Below are 18,645 nucleotides of genomic sequence, written 5' to 3'. Positions count from 1 at the left end.
TTTACACCTTCGCCACGAGTGGGCGACCAAGCAGGCCCTGGGGACGGAAAATCAGAATCACCACCAGCAGGGAGAAACTGAACACGTCTTTGTAGTCAGAGTTGATCAACCCCGAGAACAGCGACTCGGAGATACCGAGGATGATCCCGCCCAGCATCGCCCCAGGCAGGGAGCCGATGCCGCCGAGTACCGCCGCGGTAAACGCCTTGATGCCGATGATGAAGCCGGCATAGAAGTCGAAGGTGCCGTAGTTGAGGGTGATGAGCACGCCGGCCAGGGCAGCCATCGCTGCGCCGATGACGAATACGTAGGAGATCACGCGGTCGGTGTTGATGCCCAGGATCGAGGCCATCTTGCGGTCTTGCTGGGTGGCGCGGCACATGCGGCCGAGCTTGGTGTATTTGATGATGTAGGTGAGCAAGGCCATGCCGGCAAAAGCGGCGACCAGGATGAACACTTTGGTGTAGGTCAGTTGCACGAACCCGGTGCCGATATCGACGCGCCAGGCGCCGGCCAGCAGGGTGGGAATGCCTTGTTGCTTGGCGCCCTGGGCGATCTGCGCGTAGTTCTGCAGGATCAGGGAGATACCGATGGCGCTGATCAGCGGTGCCAGGCGGGTGGAGTTACGCAGGGGTTTGTAGGCGACACGCTCAATCACCCAACCGTACACGCCGGTGACGACCACGGTGAAGATCAAGGTACCGAGAATGAGCAGCGGGAAGGATTCGATGCCGAAGTAAGCCAGCAGTGCCAGACTGATCGCCGCGAGGTAAGCGGAAATCATATAAACCTCGCCGTGGGCGAAGTTGATCATGCCAATGATGCCATAGACCATTGTGTAGCCGATGGCGATCAGGCCATAGACCGACCCGAGGGTCAGGCCGTTGACCAGTTGCTGCAGGAAAATACCATCCATAACGCAATCTCACGCGGTGAGCACCTGCACACCGGTGGGTGTGCGGCGCTTCTGGAGGAAAAGACAGGTTTGTTGCAATGGAGCAGGCAACCACGCCCTCTGTGGGAGCTGGCTTATGTGGCGAGGGAGCTTGCTCCCGCTGGGCTGCGAAGCAGCCCCAAACTGGGCAATCGAGATACATCAGATGTATTTCGGTAAGCGGTTGGGAGTGCTACGCACTCCAGCGGGAGCAAGCTCCCTCGCCACAGCAAGCCCCCCTAACCTTAGGCCCGTGGTGCTTGTACTTACTTCTGCTTTTCCAGCTGATGGTATTTGCCGTCTTTGTCCCACTGGTAAACCACGTAGTCAGAGACTTTCAGGTCGCCCTTGGTATCCCAGGCTTTTTCGCCCATGACGGTTTTAACCGGGTTGGCCTTGAGCCACTTGGCAGCGTCTTCGCCCTTGTTGGACTTGGCACCGTTGAAGCCGGCGGCCAAGGCCTGGATCGAAGCGTAGGCGTACAGGGTGTAGCCTTCAGGCTCGGTGCCGTTCTTGCGGAACTCTTCCACGACCGTCTTGCTGTCCGGCAGCAGGCGCGGGTCGGCGCCGAAGGTCATGTACACGCCATCGACGTACTGCGCACCACCTGCGGTGGACACCAACTCGTCGGTGACCACGCCGTCATCGGACATGAACTTGACGTCTTTCAAGCCCGCTTCACGGATCTGGCGCACCAGTGGGCCGGCTTCCGGATGCAGGCCGCCGAAGTACACGACGTCGGCGCCCAGGGAGCGGATCTTGGTGACCAGGGCGCTGAAGTCTTTCTCGCCACGGGTCAGGCCCTCTTCCAGCACCGGCTTGACGCCGCGCTTGGTCAACTGGGCGGCGGTGGCGTCGGCCAGGCCTTTGCCGTAGGTGTCCTTGTCGTTGATCACCGCGACTTTCTTGCCCTTGAGCACGTCGACGATGTAGTCGCCGGCGACGATGCCTTGCTGGTCGTCACGCCCGCACATGCGGAACATGGCGCCCAGGCCGCGTTCGGTCACTTGTGGGTTGGTGGAGCCTGGGGTGATGGCGATGATGCCTGCTTCGTCGTAAACCTCAGACGCCGGGATGGTATTGGATGAGCAGAAGTGCCCGACCACACCGATCACTTTGTCCTGGTCGGCCAGGCGGTTGGCCACGGCCACGGCCTGCTTGGGCTCGCAGGCGTCATCGCCCGCCACCAGCTTGATCTGCTCACCGTTGATGCCGCCGGCCTTGTTGATAACGTCGGCTGCCGCCTGGGCACCCTTCATGTACTGCTCACCGAAAGCGGCGTTGGCACCCGTCATCGGGCCCGCCACACCAATTTTCACATCAGCTTGAACAAACGTAGAAACACCCAGCGCCGCAGCAACGGCGAGGGCCAGAAAACCTTTCTTGTAAAACGTCTGGGACATGAGTGGTGCTCCGATATTTTTGATTTTTGGCACGACAACTTGCATTCAAACCTTTCACCGAAAGCTCAGAGCAAGCCGCGTGCCATTACTTTTTTATTCTTCAAAAAGACACGGTGTCATTGTTATTACAGGCGTTTCGACGCCTTTTGCCAGGACGTGCAACCGTCTAGCGTCTATAGGTGCAACCAACACTTCAAAAAAGTACAACCCTGGCAGGTCGCACCTGCAACCACAGGCATAAACGACAGTTCCTGCAGCTGTAACAATGTGCGTAACGGAACTGCACATTTACAGTGCGCGATTGCTACGACTTGCACCAATACAGATGGGTAGCCTGCTAAGAAAACGCAGGCTTTTGAGGGGTATTTCGCTGATCAGATCACGATCCTCAGGCATTGCCCGGCGTGATAGAGCGAGAAGCCGGCTTCATACAGGCAGCTGCGCAAGCCCACCGCGGCCAAGGGTTGCATGGGCGTAAAAGGGATCGGCAAGGCTTGGGTGTCCTGGTGACACAGGTAGTCGGCAAACGCCTTACCCACCACGCTGCCGGTGGTCACCCCGCGTCCGTTATAACCGGTAACCGCCACCAGGCCGGGGGCCGGTTCGAACAGGCGCATCAAGTGGTCGGGAGTGAATGCGATGCAGCCGGTCCAGGTGTATTCCCACTGCACCGGTTTGAGGTACGGGAAGTAGTGTTGCTGCACCCGATCGGCCCACGCTTTGAGGAACCACGCCGGTTTCTGGTTGCCGTTACCCAGGCTGCCCAGCAACAGGCGGCCATCGGCATCGCGGCGAATGCTGCTCAGGACCTGGCGCGTGTCCCACGAACCCTGGCCGCCGGGGAGGATCTGCTTGGCCGCGTCATCGGTCAGCGGCGCCGAGGCCACCTGATAGTAATAGCCGGGGAAGAAGTTACGCCGCAGTTCGGTCCATTCGCCTTCGGTGTAGGCGTTGGAGGCGATCACCACCTGCGCGGCCTGCACCGCGCCCTCGGCGGTCTGCACCGACCAATCGGCGCCTTGGCGTTCAAGCTGGGTGACCGGGGAATGATCGAACAACTGCCCGCCCAACGCTGCGGCGGCATTCGCCAACCCAGTGGTGTAGGCCATGGGGTTCAAGGTGCCGGCGCGCCGATCCAGCAACGCGGCGGCGATTTTCCGGGTACCGGTGGCCTGCTCGCAGGCCTGGCCGGTGAGTAACTCAACCGGTGCGCCACGGCGTTTCCACTGCTCCTCACGGCTGCGCAAATCCGCCTCGCCACGGGCGTTGTGCGCCATGTGCAAGGTGCCTTCACGGCGCAATTGGCAGTCGATGTTGTACTTGTCGATCAGGCTGAACACCAGGGACGGCGCCGCACCCAACATGCGGTTGAGTTGGCTGCCCACCGCCGTGCCGAAACCGGCCTCGATCTCGTCCGGTGGAATCCACAGGCCGGCGTTGACCAGCCCGACGTTGCGCCCCGAACCACCGTGGCCGGTGCGATGGGCTTCCAGTACGACGACGCTTTTACCCTGTTCCAGCAAATGAATGGCCGCCGACAAACCGGTGATTCCGGCGCCGATCACGCACACATCCACCTTGACAGCGCCCTTGAGCGCGGCTCGGTCGGGGCGGCCTGGAGTGAGGTGTTCCCATAAACATGTTTCGCGCAGTGCCATTGCCAGACTCCGGGATGAATTCACCACCGCTCGTTCCCGCGCTCTGCGTGGGAATGTAGCCTTGGACGCTCCGCGTCCGCATTGTCGTGACGCAGAGCGTCACAGGATGCGTTCCCACGCAGAGCGTGGGAACGATCAGTATCACCTGTGGGGGCTGGCTTGCCTGCTCCCACATTGATCTCACTCCGACCTGAGGCTCAGTCGAACGTGATGCCTTGTGCCAGAGGCAGCTCCAGCGAGTAGTTCACGGTATTGGTCTGCCTGCGCATATACCCGCGCCACGCATCCGAGCCCGATTCACGCCCGCCGCCGGTTTCTTTTTCACCCCCGAACGCGCCACCGATCTCCGCGCCGCTCGGGCCGATGTTGACGTTGGCAATGCCACAGTCGCTGCCCACCGCCGACATGAACTGCTCGGCTTCACGCACGTCAGTGGTGAAGATGCAGGATGACAAGCCTTGTGGCACGGCGTTGTTCAGGCGCAGGGCTTCGGCGAAGTCGGTGTAGCCGACCACGTAAAGAATCGGCGCGAAGGTTTCGCTGCACACTACGTCGCTTTGCTCGGGCATTTCCACGATGGCTGGCGATACGTAGTAGGCGTTGGGGAATTTGTCTTGCAGTTGGCGCTTGCCGCCGAACACTTTGCCGCCTTCGCTCAAGGCTTGCTCAAGGGCGTCCTGCATGTTGTCGAAACTGTGCTTGTCGATCAGCGGGCCGATCAGGTTGCCTTCCAGTGGGTGGCCGATGCGCACTTTGGAATAGGCGGCCTTGAGGCGGGTGACGATTTCTTCCTTGACCGACTCATGGGCGATCAGCCGGCGCAGGGTGGTGCAGCGTTGGCCGGCTGTGCCCACTGCGCTGAACAGGATAGCGCGTACGGCCATGTCCAGGTCGGCGCTTGGGCCGAGGATCATCGCGTTGTTGCCGCCCAGCTCAAGGATGCTGCGGGCGAAACGCGCGGCGACTTTGGGTGCCACTTCACGGCCCATACGCGTGCTGCCGGTGGCGCTGATCAGGGCAACGCGCGGGTCATCCACCAGCGCAGCGCCGGCGTCGCGGCCGCCGATGATCACTTGGCTGAGGTACTCGGGGGCGCCGTCGAATTTTTTCAGTACGCGCTCGAACAAGGCCTGGCAGGCCAGTGCAGTGAGCGGGGTCTTTTCCGACGGTTTCCAGATCACCGCGTTGCCGCACACCAAGGCCAGCGCGGTGTTCCACGCCCACACGGCCACGGGGAAGTTAAAGGCGCTGATCACGCCGACCACGCCCAGCGGGTGCCAGGTTTCACGCATATGGTGGCCGGGGCGCTCGGAGGCGATGGTCAAGCCGTACAACTGGCGCGACAGGCCGACGGCGAAGTCGCAGATGTCGATCATTTCCTGCACTTCACCCAAACCTTCCTGGGTGATCTTGCCGGCCTCCCAGGAAACGAGTTCGCCCAGGTCGGCCTTGTACTCGCGCAATACGTCGCCGAACTGGCGCACCAGCTCGCCACGTCGCGGCGCCGGCACTTTGCGCCAGGCTTCGAATGCATGCTCGGCGCGACTGACCTGTTGCTCCACCTCGGCGGCACCTTCCCAATGGACGCTGCCGATACGGCTGCCATCAATCGGTGAATGCACGGGTTGTTTCCCAGCCTGGTACAGCGCCGGGTTTACCCCGAGACGATCAAGCAATGCGGCAACCATGGGTCACTCCTTCAAATCTGCGTAGAAAAATCGCGCCGCTGCTTGCACGGCGATCCTGAGCCTATTTGTAGCTGGCCCAAGACTTGCCAACAAACGACGATTAGGCGAGATATCATTCCCTTTATTCATGCAAAGAATAAAAAGAGGCATGCCGTGCTGAACAAAAGATATTTGCCCTCGATCACCGCCCTGCAGTGTTTCGAAGCGGCCACCCGCCACCTGAGCTTCACCCGCGCCGCCGAGGAACTGAACCTCACCCAAAGCGCGGTGAGCAAACAAGTAGCGCAGCTGGAAGAGCTGTTACAACACTTGCTGTTTCGCCGCGTGCGCCGCCGCTTGCAGATGACCCCGGCGGGCGACCTGTACCTGGTGGAAGTGCGCAAGATCCTCACCCAAGTGGAAATGTCCACCCACTACCTGCGCTCCTACGGCGGTGAAACCGAAGTGCTGCGCGTGTCCACGCCCTACACTTTTGGCGCACGCTGGCTGGTACCGCGCCTCAAGGGTTGGCGTTTGCGCCACCCGCAGATCCACCTGGACCTGTGCAACGAACAGGACCCGGACGAGTTACTGCAAGGCAAGGCCGACATGGCGTTCTATTTCGGCCAGGGCGCACGCCCCGGCACCGAGAGCCTGAAATTGTTCAGTGAAGAGCTGGTACCGGTGTGTTCGCCCGACAGCCTGCCCGCCCAGCCCTTCACCGACCCCACACAACTGAGCGAGCTGGTGCTGCTGCAAAACGCGTCACGGCCCCAAGGCTGGCATGACTGGTTCGCCAGCCAGGGTTTCCATACCGAGCACAGCTACCATGGGCCGCGGTTCGACACGTTTTATATGTGTATTCGTGCGGCGCAGGTGGGATGCGGCGTGGCGCTGTTGCCGCGTTTTCTGGTGGAGGAGGAATTGGCCGAGGGCAAGTTGGTGATCCCCTGGCAACATGCGATGCCAAGCCAGGATGCTTACTACCTGGCGTATCCTGAGCATTCGGCGGAGGTGCCCAAGGTGCGCGAGTTTGTGAAGTGGATGATGGAGCAGGTGCTTTAGCGCCTGGAGAATCGCCATCGCAGGCAAGCCAGCTCCCACCGTTTGGAATGCACTCCAAATGTGGGAGCTGGCTTGCCTGCGATGGCGCCAGTGGCCTTACTGAAAAAATCACTGGCAAAACCCCACAAGTCTATGCGCCACTAACCCCCTTCCTCAATTGTGCGTAAAGGCCGGCCTCCATCGCCGACCCGTCTGGAGATTTCCGTTATGAGCGAGAGTGTGTTTGCCGATCGCATCGTGCAGAACCTGCTCGACACCGACTTCTACAAGCTGACCATGATGCAGGCGGTGCTGCACAACTACCCGAACGTGGAAGTTGAATGGGAGTTTCGTTGCCGTAACAGTGAAGACCTGCGCCCTTACCTGGCGGAGATTCGTTACCAGATCGAGCGCCTCGCCGAGCTGAGCCTGAGCCCCGATCAATTGGGTTTCCTGGAACGCATCAGCTTTATGAAGCCGGATTTTCTGCGCTTCCTCGGGCTGTTTCGCTTCAACCTGCGGTATGTGCAAACCGGCATCGAAAACGGCGAGTTGTTTATCCGCCTGCGCGGGCCGTGGCTGCATGTGATCCTGTTTGAAGTGCCAATGCTGGCCATCGTCAGCGAGGTGCGTAACCGCTACCGCTACCAGACCGTGATCCTTGAACAGGCCCGCGAGCAGCTGTATCGCAAGTTCGACTGGTTGACCGCCAACGCCAGCAGCGATGAGCTGTCGGAGCTGCAAGTGGCGGACTTCGGCACGCGCCGGCGTTTTTCCTACCGGGTGCAGGAGGAAGTGGTCAGCGTGCTCAAGCACGATTTCCCTGGGCGCTTTGTCGGCACCAGCAACGTGCACCTGGCGCGCGAATTCGATATGAAGCCGCTGGGCACCATGGCCCATGAGTGGATCATGGCCCACCAGCAACTCGGCCCGCGCCTGATCGACAGCCAGATCGCCGCCCTTGATTGCTGGGTACGCGAGTACCGTGGCCTGCTGGGTATCGCCCTCACCGATTGCATCACCACCGACGCCTTCCTCGGCGACTTCGACTTGTACTTCGCCAAGCTGTTCGACGGCCTGCGCCATGACTCCGGTGATCCGATCCAGTGGGCAGAAAAAGCCATCGCTCACTACCACAAGCTGGGCATCGAACCGATGAGCAAGACCCTGGTGTTCTCCGACAGTCTGACATTGCCCAAAGCCTTGGAAATATTCCGGGCGTTGCGCGGTCGCATTAATGTGAGCTTTGGCATCGGCACCAACCTGACCTGTGATATTCCAGGGGTGGAACCGATGAGCATCGTGCTTAAAATGACCGCCTGCAATGGCCAGCCCGTCGCGAAGATCTCCGATGAAGCGGGCAAGACCCATTGCACCGACCCGAATTTTGTCGCCTATTTGCGTCACGTTTTCAAAGTACCTGCCCTATCCAGCAAGGAGTGAATCATGCAAGCCGTACAGCGTGAGATTGCACAACAGCTCAAGGTGCAAGCCCCGTTCAAGGACCAGGCCGCACTCGAAGCCGAGGTTGCCCGGCGCGTGGCCTTTATCCAGGACTGCCTGCGCAATTCCGGGCTCAAGACCCTGGTGCTCGGCATCAGTGGTGGTGTCGACTCCCTGACCGCAGGCCTGTTGGCCCAACGTGCGGTGCAGGAACTGCGCGCCAGCACCGGCGATGAGGCGTACCGCTTTATCGCCGTGCGCCTGCCCTACGAAACCCAGTTCGACGAGCACGACGCCCAGGCCTCGGTGGACTTTATCGAGCCGGATGAACGTCACACCGTGAACATCGGCCCGGCGGTTAAAGCCCTGGCCAATGAAGTGGCCGCCTTTGAAGGCAAGGCCGCGGCGTCCCGTGACTTCGTGCTGGGCAACACCAAGGCGCGCATGCGTATGGTGGCGCAGTACACCATCGCTGGCGCGGCCGGTGGGCTGGTGATCGGCACCGACCATGCGGCGGAGGCGGTGATGGGCTTCTACACCAAGTTCGGTGATGGCGCGTGCGATCTGGCACCGTTGAGCGGGCTGGTGAAACATCAGGTGCGGGCCATTGCCCGCCACTTTGGTGCGCCGGAATCGCTGGTGGAGAAGGTGCCGACCGCCGACCTCGAAGACCTGTCGCCGGGCAAGCCGGACGAGGCGTCACATGGCGTGACCTATGCCGAGATCGATGCGTTCCTGCAGGGGGAGCCGGTGCGTGAGGAGGCGTTCAGGATTATCTGCGAGACCTATCGCAAGACCGAGCACAAGCGGGTGATGCCGTTTGCGCCTTGAGGTGAACCCGATCGTTTTGCATTGATTGTCAGATCGGCATCGCAGGCAAGCCAGCTCCCACACNCTTGACCGGATTCCAACATGGGAATGCGGTCAAGTGTGGGAGCTGGCTTGCCTGCGATGAACGGTAACGCGGTCTTACTTCAGGACCACAGCACCTTTCATCATCGAGATGTGGCCTGGGAACGAGCAGAAGAATTTGTACGTCTCATCGGCCTTCAGCTTGGAGACGTCGAAGGTCACCGAGTCTTTCTCGCCAGCACCGATGATCTTGGTGTGGGCGATGATGCGCTCATCACCGGCTTTCAGGTAATCCTTGTCGATCCCCGCAGCCATGCCGTCGGTTGCCACCGGTTGCATATTGGCTTCGGTAGTCAGCACCCAGTTATGGCCCATCACGTTCTTGGGCAGGTTACCCGAGTGAGTCAGCTCAACGGTGAACTGCTTGCAGCTCTTGTCGATGGTGATTTCTTTAGTGTTGAACGACATTTGGTCGGTGGAGTCGACAGTGACCTTGCACTCTGCAGCAAGCAACTGGCCGCTCGCCAGAGTCAGCAGGGAAACAGCAACGAGTTTGGCAAACATGTGAATCTCCAAGGCAGGGTTTTAAAAACGCGGATTGCGGTAAGGGTGCCTCAATCAGGCTTGAGTTCTTATGATCTGAATCAACAGATTGTATACAACTTTAGGCTATCAGCTTCATCAACACAATCAACCAGCCAAACTGCCGCACCCTGATTATGATCGGCCCATCACTCACGGGAGTTCATGCCATGCACCTCAATCACCTGTTCAACGGCCTCCTGGCTGCCTACGCCTGCGGTAAGTGAAAGCAAACGCCCCCCCGAAGCTGCTACCATGACGACCCGAGGCAGCTGCGCGCCGCCCACCCTCACCTTCGACCCTAGAGGATCGCCCATGGCCAAACCTAATTACTCCTTCGCCAAACGTCAGAGAGACTTGGCCAAGGAACAGAAGAAAGAGGAAAAGCTGCAACGCAAGAAAGCCGCTGCTGAGGAAGAAGCCGGCGCGCTGAACCCGGATGCCGAAGGTGAAGCGGCACCTGACGAGACCGAAACCCCGAAAGCTCCAACTGAATGATCGTTCCCACGCTCCGCGTGGGAATGCAGCCCAGGACGCTCCGCGTCCCGCACCAGGCTTGAAGCCAGCGCAAGGGTGACGCAGAGCGTCACAGCAGGCATTCCCACGCAGAGCGTGGGAATGATCGTTTTTCATTCCAGCGGCATCACCGTCACCCGCACCTCCGGGTCGTGGCTGCCTCCCCCCAGAATCACCCCACGCAACGGCGACACATCGGAGAAATCCCGGCCCCAGGCCAGGGTGATGTGCTCCAGCGCCGGCTGCACATTGTTGGTCGGGTCAAAATCCACCCAGCCTGATACCGGGCAAAACACCGAGACCCACGCATGGGACGCATCCGCGCCAATCAGCCGTGGCTGGCCGGGCGGTGGCTGGGTCAGCAGGTAGCCGCTGATATAGCGCGCCGCCAGGCCCCGCGAACGCAGGCAGGCAAGCATCAGGTGAGCGAAGTCCTGGCACACGCCGCGACGGCGCTCCAGCACTTCAACCAGCGGCGTGGCGACCTGGGTGGCTTCGGCATCGAAGGTAAATTCGCTGAAGATCTTCTCCATCAATGCCTGCGTGCCCAGCAGTAAAGGCTCGCCGGGCGGGAAGCAGCTTTCGGAGAACTCGACGAAAGTTTTCTTCAGATGGACATAGGGCGACTCGAAGCGATAACGACAGGCTTCGATCAGTTCGGTGCTCAATGCCTGGCTGCTGTAAGTCAGGCTGTCGCGGGTGTGGTCCCAGGGCGGCGACCGCTGGAAGTCCAGAGCGGGTCGCGCCAGCACTTCCACGGTGAGCCCGGCGTTCACCAGCAATTCATCATGGGGCCGTTCGAACGCCAGGCGAGTGATCGGGTTGCCGAATACGTCCAGTTCGTCGCGGCGCGAGGTGGGTTCCGGGCTGATATCCAACTGCTGCCAGGTGCACTTCTGCCAGGCGCACGGCCTTGGCCAGAGGTGCGCCAGTTGCTGGGCCAGGGACACCGGGCTGTCATAGTGGTAATGGGTATCGTGGAAAATCTGGTAGCGCGCGCTCATTACACCGACACCGTTTGCTGGCTGACATCATCCACGTGGGCAAAATGGCGCAGCGCCAGGCGATCCGACACTTGCCCGCTTTCATCGGCCACCGCTTGCAGCAGGTCGGCCAGGCCGTCCAGCGCGGCACGCACGCTGGTTTCGCCAAACAGGCCGTTCTCCAGGCAGCCCAGGTCAAAACGCGCCAGGCACTCGACCAAAGGCGCCAGCCCGGTTTCACGGGGCACGCCAAAATCATCATTGAGACGGCGCAGGGTGCGGCTCACCAACTTGAGCTGGAACAGCACCGCATGGGGGTTCTGCTCGTCGAGCAGCAGCAGGTCGAGCACCGGGATCAACTGCGGCACCGCCAGGTAGCGCGAGCGGTAGGTGATACTGCTGTTGCCCAGCTCCAGCAACCATTCCAGCCCGGCCTGATCGAACACCGCCACGCCGCGCAGGAATGCCGCAAGGCTGCTGCTCAGAAACTGCAGACGCTCGATGCGCCGGCCCATCATCAAGAAGCGCCAGCCTTCATCGCGGGTCATGTCGTCGAGGGCAAAACCGGACAGTGCCGCCAGGGACATCACCAGGCGGTTGAGAAAGTCGAGCAGCTCGCCAAAGTCTGCAGTGTCGCTTTCCAGTTCCATGGCTTCGCGTTGCAGCTCCACCAGGGCCTGCCAGTTTTCCCTGGACAACTTGCCGCGCACCTGGGACGCCGCCCACTGCAGACGCTGCAGGTTGGCGCGCAGACTTGAAGGCCAGTCATCACCCAGCAAGGCGGCGAGCAGGCGCTCAGGCAGCTCGCCCTCCTCCGGCAACAGGCGCAGGCTTTCGCCCAGTTCGACGGCGGCCTGCAACGCCAGCGGATCGTCGCCATCGACATACCGCGCCAGCACAATGCGCAGCCAGCGCGCACTGTCGTCGCAGCGCTCGCAGTAACGACCGAACCAGAACAGGTTTTCCACCACGCGCGAGGGCAGATAGGGATCGCGGCGCACCAGGTCATAGGCGCCAATGGTGCGTTGGGCGCGCCACTGCTCGCCACCCGGCACGCGTTCGCCGAGTACCCAGGTGTCCTTGCTCGCCCCGCCGCGCTGCATCGACACCACCTCGGCATCGGCGTCGGCCGCCACGCGAGTCAGGCCGCCGGGCAGTACCCGATAACCGTCTTCACTGGCCACGGCGTAGACACGCATACCAATGGCACGGTGTTGCAAGTGGTCATCCACGGTGTGCCATACCGGCGCCTGAGACAGTTGCGCCAGCTCTTGGGCGACATAGGCATAGGGTCGCGCACGCATGCGTTCAGCCAGGGCCTGGCGCTGTTCGTCGTCAAGGTCGCGACCAAACACCGGGGCGAAACTTTGTGAGGGAAATGCCGGCTTGATCAGCAGCTCCGGGAGTTTTTCCAAGGCTTCGGCAAGCACCGGCGCTTCGCCGCACCACCAGGTGGCAATCGACGGCAGGATCAAGGCTTCACCGAACAAAAACTCGTTGATCTTGGGCAAAAAGCCCAGCAACCCCGGGGACTCCAGCACGCCGCTGCCCAAGGCATTGGCCACCAGCACATTGCCTTGGCGTACGGCGTCGAGCAGGCCCGGCACGCCGAGCGCGGAGTCGGTGCGCAACTCCAGCGGGTCGCAGAAATCATCATCAAGGCGACGCATGATCGCGTGCACCCGGCGCAGGCCGCTAAGGGTTTTCAGGAACACGGTGCTGTCGCGCACGGTGAGGTCGCCGCCCTCTACCAAGGGGTAGCCGAGCTGGCGCGCCAGGTACAGGTGTTCGAAATAGCTTTCGTTGAAACGCCCCGGCGTGAGCAGCACGATCAGTGGCGGCTGGTCATCGCCAGGGGCCTGGCGCGCCAGGGTTTCCTGCAGCGTGCGAAAGAAACCGGTGAGGTGCTGCACCTGCATATCCCGGTACAGGTCCGGGAAGGCGCGGGACACGATGGTGCGGTTTTCCAGGGCGTAGCCGGCGCCCGATGGGGCTTGGGTACGGTCGGCGGTGACCCACCAGCGGCCGTCCGGCGTGCGCGCCAGGTCGACCGCGTACAGATGCAGGAACGCACCGTCGGGCGGCTGGATGCCCTGGCACGGCCACAGAAAATTGTTATGCCCGAACACCAGTTCGGCCGGCAGCAAGCCTTCCTTGATCAGGCGCTGCGGGCCATACAGGTCGGCCAGCACCGCATTGAGCAGGCGCGCACGCTGGGCGATGCCGGCCGACAGTTGCTGCCACTCCTCGGCCGCCAGCACATGAGGCAGCAGGTCCAGTTCCCAGGGGCGGTCGGCGCCCTTGGGGTCGGCGTAGACGTTATAGGTGACGCCGTTTTCCTGGATCTGACGCGTCAACAACGCCTGGCGCTGGGCCAGTTGTGCGGGCGTGCTGCGTTGCAGGTGATCGAACAAGCGTCGCCAATGGGCACGCACCGCGCCGCTGGCGTCCAGCAGTTCGTGATAGGTGCCCGCGGTGAGCGGGTAACGGTCGAGCAAGTCGGACATGGAACGCTCGGCAGAGGCAAGGGAAGTCAGGTTAACTCAAATTCACTACGATCCAATGTGGGAGCTGGCTTGTTGTGGCGAGGGNGCTTCGCACCCCAGCGGGAGCAAGCTCCCTCGCCACAAAAGCCCTCCCACACTTGGATCATGTTCATTCCTTATTTTTTGTGAAGCGCCGCAAATCCAGGGTCATTGGCAACTCATCGTTTACCGTTACAGCCGGCACTGGCAGCTTGCCCGGGCTATGCCCCAAGCGGAAAAACCGCGCCATGCGCCGGCTCTCCGCCTCATTGGCGTTCACCGGCAGGCTGTCGTAATTGCGCCCGCCCGGGTGCGCCACATGGTATTGGCAGCCACCCAACGAACGCTGCATCCAGGTGTCGAGCAGGTCAAATACCAGCGGCGCATGCACGGGGATGGTCGGTTGCAAGCAGTTGGCCGGTTGCCAGGCGCGGTAACGCACGCCCGCCACGAACTCGCCGACGCGGCCGGTTGGTTGCAGCGGCACCGGCACGCCATTGCAGGTCAGCAGGTAGCGTTGCGGTGGCAACCCGCTCAACTTCACTTGCAGGCGCTCCAGGGACGAATCCACATACCGCACCGTGCCACCCACTGCGCCCTCCTCGCCCAGCACGTGCCAGGGTTCCAAGGCCTGGCGCATTTCCAGTTCGATACCGCTGACGGCGTAGTCGCCCACCTTGGGGAAACGAAACTCCAGATGCGCCGCGAACCATTCGGCACGCAGCGGGTAGCCGGCCGCGTTCAGCTCGACGATCACGTCGGCAAAGTCCTGCTCGATAAAATGCGGCAACAGGAAACGGTCATGCAGTTCAGTGCCCCAGCGCGCCAGCTTCGGCGGCGCATAGGGCTCGCGCCAGAACCGCGCGACCAGCGCCCGCAGCAACAACTGCTGGGTCAGGCTCATGCGCGCATGGGGGGGCATTTCAAAGGCGCGCAGTTCCAGCAGCCCCAGGCGGCCAGTGGCGCCGTCGGGTGAGTAAAGTTTGTCGATACAGAATTCGGCGCGATGGGTATTACCCGTCACGTCGATCAGCAGGTTGCGCAACAGGCGATCCACTAACCACGGCGGGCACTCCTCGCCCGGTGCAGGCATCTGTGCGAAGGCGATTTCCAGTTCATACAGCGCATCGTTGCGCGCCTCATCCACCCGGGGTGCCTGGGAGGTGGGGCCGATAAACAGGCCGGAGAACAAATAGGACAACGACGGGTGGTTATGCCAGTAGCTGATCAGGCTGCGCAGCAGGTCCGGTCGGCGCAGGAAGGGCGAATCCTTGGGCGTCGCACCGCCCAGTACGAAGTGGTTACCGCCACCGGTGCCGGTATGGCGCCCATCGATCATGAACTTCTCGGTGGTCAGGCGGGTTTGCCGGGCCTCTTCGTAGAGGAATTCGGTGCGTTCTACCAACTCGTCCCAGGTGGCGGAAGGCTGTACGTTGACCTCGATGACACCAGGGTCTGGCGTGACCCGGAAATTGCTCAGGCGCGTATCCGCTGGCGGCTCGTAGCCCTCCAGCAGTACCGGGCAATGCAGCTCTTCGGCGGTGGCCTCAATGGCAGTCACCAGCTCCAGGTAATCCTCGATGCGCTCCAGCGGCGGCATAAACAGGTACAGGCGGCCTTCTCGTGCTTCGGCGCACAGCGCGGTACGGGTCAGCCAGTCGGCGGACTCGTCGACCTTGGGCACACGCTCGTCGTCCGGGGCCGGCTCGCCATGGCTGCGCAATTGCGCCGCAGTGGGAAGCTCGGGCTGGTCCTGGTTCGGGTCGGTGGGGTGTATGAACGGATACTCAGCCGCCGTCACCCAGGGCTGGGAAGCCAAGGGCAGCCGGTAACCCAGCGGCGAATCACCCGGCACCAACCGGCAATGGTTGTCGCGCAGGTACCAACGCCCACTCTGCCAGCGGTCATTGGCCGCAGTACGTGCCAGCGGCAGCACCTGGCCGATGACTTTATCCAGGCCCTGGCTGAACACTTTGCGCAGGCGCTCACGCTCCAGGTCGTCGCTCAGGCGCGGGTCCTGGGCGGTGACGTTCTGGGGCAGCGCCCCTTCGCGCCACAGGTAGTAGAAATTGTCCTCGAACGCCGGGAACACAAAGCGCGCCGGCAGTTTCAGGCGCTCGGCGACGCTGGCCAGGAAACGCCCGGCCATCACCCCATCGGCGCCGTAGTCTTCTTGCTCATCGGCGATCAGTGCGCTGTTGTGCCAGATCGGCACGCCGTCGCGGCGCCAGTAGCAATTGAGCGACCAGCGCGGCAGTTGCTCGCCGGGGTACCACTTGCCTTGGCCGAAATGCACCAGGCCCTTGGGCGCATAGTGCTGGCGCAGGCGCTGGAACAGCTCGGCCGACAGGCGACGCTTGTCCGGGCCCAGGGCTGCGGTGTTCCATTCGGCGCCGTCTGGGTCGTCGATAGAGACGAAGGTCGGCTCGCCGCCCATGGTCAGGCGTACGTCGTCCTTGAGCAGGTCGCCGTCGATCTGCCGGCCCAGGGCCTGGATCGCCAACCATTGTGCTTCGGTGTAGGGCTTGGTCACCCGTGGCGCTTCCCAGATGCGCTCCACCGACATCTCATGGGTGAACTCGCATTCGCACGGCTCAACCAACCCACTGATGGGCGCGGCAGACGATGGATCGGGGCTGCAGGCCAAGGGGATATGCCCTTCACCGGCGAACAACCCGGACGTGGCATCCAGGCCAATCCAGCCAGCGCCGGGCAGATACACTTCGCACCAGGCGTGCAGGTCGGTGAAGTCCACCTCGGTACCGGACGGGCCGTCGAGGGCTTTGACGTCGGCGGTCAGTTGAATCAGATAACCAGAGACAAATCGCGCCGCCAACCCGAGGTTGCGCAGCAATTGCACCAACAACCAGGCCGAGTCGCGGCAGGAGCCGGACGCGTTTTCCAGGGTAAATTCCGGGGTTTGCACACCCGGCTCCATGCGAATCAGGTAACCGATATCGGCGGCCAGGCGCTGGTTGAGGCCGACCAGGAAATCCACAGCAGGCAGCGGCGTGCGATCGATACCGGCCAGGTAAGCGGCAAACCTTGGCGTCAGCGGCAGGGTTTCCAAGTACGGCGCCAGCTCGCGCTGCTCATCGGCGGCGTAGCTGAACGGGATTTTTTCGGCGTACGGCTCGAGGAAAAAATCGAACGGATTGAACACCGCCATCTCGGCGACCAGGTCGACCTCAATGCGCAACTCGTCAGTCTTTTCCGGGAACACCAGGCGCGCCAGATAATTGCCCTGGGGGTCTTGCTGCCAGTTGATGAAATGCTGCTCGGGCAACACCTTCAGCGCGTAGGACAGTATTCGCGTACGACTATGGGCTGCCGGGCGTAGCCGAACGATCTGTGGGCCGAGTTCGACAGCACGGTCGTAGCGGTAATGCGTAACGTGGTGCAACGCGACATGAATCGACACGGCGGCCTCCTGCGAGCCAGGGCATAAGCACAACGCGCGCAAGACTTATGCCACAGCAGCAGTCATTGCACTAAAACGTCAGGCCCGGTGCAGTACAGCACCAAAACGGCGCCAACGTTGTGGCTATGGTGCAGGCGCTGCACACATTTGTAGCGCCGGGCTGAGGGCAGGTGGTGAATCTACCCAATCAATGGTGTTTGTGTTGGGCAATCATGGCCTGGCGCAGGCAGCGGACTTCGACCAGTTTCTGGCGCATTTCACGGTGGCGTTTGCTGTTGAACAGCAATAGCCCAATTAATGGAAACACCAGGCTCAAGGCGTATACCACCCCGTTCGGTTGATCATTGAGTGTTGGCAATACACCCAGAAAGCATACCCCCAGCAGCAACACTAGCGGCCAAATCCATTGGGGACGCCCGCGTGCGATCATGAAATTGCAGTGCACAATGACTAGCGTGAGTGCGATACCCGCCAGGAAGGAGTATTTGGCATTATCTGCCATGGACAGGCTTGGCATATAGCTATCGAAGAACACCGGAACCGCAAACACGAGGGTGAAAATGCAGACGAATATCGCCCCCATAAAGACGGGGAAATACGTCGACAGAAAACTGCGAATGCTAGGCAGCTCGTTCATTGTTCGGCCTCCTCATACAGACCTATGGCAATTGTGCGTACGTTCCCTGACACCGCACTACCGGTAAAACCGATGGCTGCGCCCAACGCGTCCTTGATCTGCGTGACCGTTGCATGCTTGACCTCGGTGGGCGTGAACCGCTTAGGCAACTCGCCCGACAACTGCTTTAACTTGATCATCTTGGACGTCAAGCGTGGGTCGTTGATGCTCAGCAGCTCTTTGGTCAACTTGGCGCGCTCCTGTCGATTCAGGCCCCTGAGCACCTCTCTCACACTTTTCCCGGTAGAGGCCTTATTCAGCCGCACCAGCTTGACCGTTGCCAATGCCGATGAACCCACCCCAACCAACGACGCCGCATCCAGGGCAATCATGGTGTATTGGTACCACTCCTCACTGTCGAGCTGATCATTGCGCGCGGGGTTGCGGATCTCATTGACGGTGCGATAGCCGCTGGCAAAGCACTGCACAGAACTGGCTGCCGCGGCCGTATAGCCGAGCGCCACGACCACCGAACTGGCCCCCGCCGAAAACGGAACTGCGACGGAACCACTGAGCACCACGATCCAACCGATAACCGCGCCGGCACACGATAGCGTGGTATTGACCGCTTCGCCCACCAAGCGGGACTCACGCGGATTGTCTTGCACCTGCTGAGCGAATTGCGTTGGCGCGATGTACTTCTGCGCCTCACGCAGGATCAAACGCTTGGGTGCGATGCTGCAGATGGGCTGAAATTCGCGCAGGGTGACAACGTTGAAATCGGCATCGATATACACAACACCTGCACCGACAATGGCGGGGTCTGCATCGATGGCGGCGAACAGCCGTGGCAGGTTGATCAGGCTCTCGATACGCTGGCGCGCCATAAATTGAGAGCGGTTGGAATCCATGCCGATGTTGAACAAGGAGCTGCCCATAAGTGTTCTTCCTTGAAATTGAAAGTGCCCAGACCGGCCTCATCGCAGGCAAGCCAGCGCCCA

Annotated in this window: 14 protein-coding genes; 4 read left to right on the top strand and 10 right to left on the bottom strand. The window is 61.4% G+C overall.

The window, feature by feature from the left end; all coding sequences use genetic code 11:
• Position 1 precedes the first annotated feature (1 nt).
• The 4 genes from ACTJLA_RS19630 to amaB all read right to left on the bottom strand — a co-directional run bounded on the left by ACTJLA_RS19630 (position 2) and on the right by amaB (position 5,683).
• Entirely contained in the window at positions 2–916 is a 915-nt protein-coding gene (locus ACTJLA_RS19630) for an ABC transporter permease subunit (RefSeq protein ID WP_003188099.1), read from the bottom strand.
• 284 nt (positions 917–1,200) lie between these two features.
• A complete protein-coding gene (locus tag ACTJLA_RS19625; RefSeq protein ID WP_034125665.1) occupies positions 1,201–2,337 on the bottom strand; it encodes a branched-chain amino acid ABC transporter substrate-binding protein in 1,137 nt (378 codons plus the stop codon).
• Positions 2,338–2,711: 374 nt separating this feature from the next.
• Positions 2,712–3,995, bottom strand: coding sequence for an L-pipecolate oxidase (gene amaA / locus ACTJLA_RS19620; protein ID WP_054918839.1), 1,284 nt, complete (start codon positions 3,993–3,995; stop codon positions 2,712–2,714).
• 197 nt (positions 3,996–4,192) lie between these two features.
• Positions 4,193–5,683: an L-piperidine-6-carboxylate dehydrogenase gene (gene amaB, locus ACTJLA_RS19615; protein WP_019818294.1), complete on the bottom strand. Its 1,491-nt coding sequence runs from the start codon at positions 5,681–5,683 to the stop codon at positions 4,193–4,195.
• A gap of 153 nt (positions 5,684–5,836) precedes the next feature.
• On the opposite strand from amaB, the gene ACTJLA_RS19610 reads away from it, so the two are divergent.
• The 3 genes from ACTJLA_RS19610 (at position 5,837) to nadE (ending at position 8,980) form a co-directional block, all read left to right on the top strand.
• Positions 5,837–6,727, top strand: coding sequence for a LysR family transcriptional regulator (locus tag ACTJLA_RS19610; protein WP_034125663.1), 891 nt, complete (start codon positions 5,837–5,839; stop codon positions 6,725–6,727).
• A gap of 207 nt (positions 6,728–6,934) precedes the next feature.
• Positions 6,935–8,149, top strand: a complete 1,215-nt coding sequence (gene pncB / locus ACTJLA_RS19605) for a nicotinate phosphoribosyltransferase (protein ID WP_003188094.1) — start codon at positions 6,935–6,937, stop codon at positions 8,147–8,149.
• A gap of 3 nt (positions 8,150–8,152) precedes the next feature.
• Positions 8,153–8,980, top strand: coding sequence for an ammonia-dependent NAD(+) synthetase (gene nadE / locus ACTJLA_RS19600; RefSeq protein ID WP_014716685.1), 828 nt, complete (start codon positions 8,153–8,155; stop codon positions 8,978–8,980).
• A gap of 138 nt (positions 8,981–9,118) precedes the next feature.
• Here the strand turns inward: nadE and azu are convergent, their stop codons facing one another.
• On the bottom strand, positions 9,119–9,565 hold the full coding sequence (azu, locus tag ACTJLA_RS19595) for an azurin (protein WP_314546004.1): 447 nt from the start codon (positions 9,563–9,565) through the stop codon (positions 9,119–9,121).
• A gap of 333 nt (positions 9,566–9,898) precedes the next feature.
• Here azu and ACTJLA_RS19590 point away from each other — a divergent pair, with 333 nt between their 5' ends.
• Positions 9,899–10,081, top strand: coding sequence for a hypothetical protein (locus ACTJLA_RS19590; RefSeq protein WP_034125662.1), 183 nt, complete (start codon positions 9,899–9,901; stop codon positions 10,079–10,081).
• 131 nt (positions 10,082–10,212) lie between these two features.
• Here the strand turns inward: ACTJLA_RS19590 and ACTJLA_RS19585 are convergent, their stop codons facing one another.
• The 5 genes from ACTJLA_RS19585 to ACTJLA_RS19565 all read right to left on the bottom strand — a co-directional run bounded on the left by ACTJLA_RS19585 (position 10,213) and on the right by ACTJLA_RS19565 (position 18,582).
• Complete coding sequence (locus ACTJLA_RS19585) at positions 10,213–11,103, bottom strand: transglutaminase family protein (RefSeq protein ID WP_089042129.1); 891 nt, start codon at positions 11,101–11,103, stop codon at positions 10,213–10,215.
• Positions 11,103–13,589 (bottom strand): circularly permuted type 2 ATP-grasp protein, encoded by a 2,487-nt coding sequence (locus ACTJLA_RS19580; protein WP_105225565.1) that lies wholly within the window; start codon positions 13,587–13,589, stop codon positions 11,103–11,105. Before ACTJLA_RS19580 ends, ACTJLA_RS19585 begins: the two co-directional genes overlap by 1 nt.
• A gap of 148 nt (positions 13,590–13,737) precedes the next feature.
• Positions 13,738–17,028: a transglutaminase family protein gene (locus tag ACTJLA_RS19575; protein WP_314545996.1), complete on the bottom strand. Its 3,291-nt coding sequence runs from the start codon at positions 17,026–17,028 to the stop codon at positions 13,738–13,740.
• 187 nt (positions 17,029–17,215) lie between these two features.
• Positions 17,216–17,665: a hypothetical protein gene (locus ACTJLA_RS19570; protein ID WP_034125658.1), complete on the bottom strand. Its 450-nt coding sequence runs from the start codon at positions 17,663–17,665 to the stop codon at positions 17,216–17,218.
• Positions 17,662–18,582, bottom strand: coding sequence for a hypothetical protein (locus ACTJLA_RS19565; protein ID WP_034125657.1), 921 nt, complete (start codon positions 18,580–18,582; stop codon positions 17,662–17,664). The genes ACTJLA_RS19570 and ACTJLA_RS19565 overlap by 4 nt, the downstream gene beginning before the upstream one ends.
• Between the last annotated feature and the right edge of the window lie 63 nt (positions 18,583–18,645).

This window comes from Pseudomonas sp. 22072 (genome assembly GCF_052046095.1).
Taxonomy (GTDB): Bacteria; Pseudomonadota; Gammaproteobacteria; order Pseudomonadales; family Pseudomonadaceae; genus Aquipseudomonas; species Aquipseudomonas paracarnis.
The sequence above is the reverse complement of the archived record's forward strand: the minus strand, read 5'-3'. Positions and strand labels throughout refer to the sequence as shown.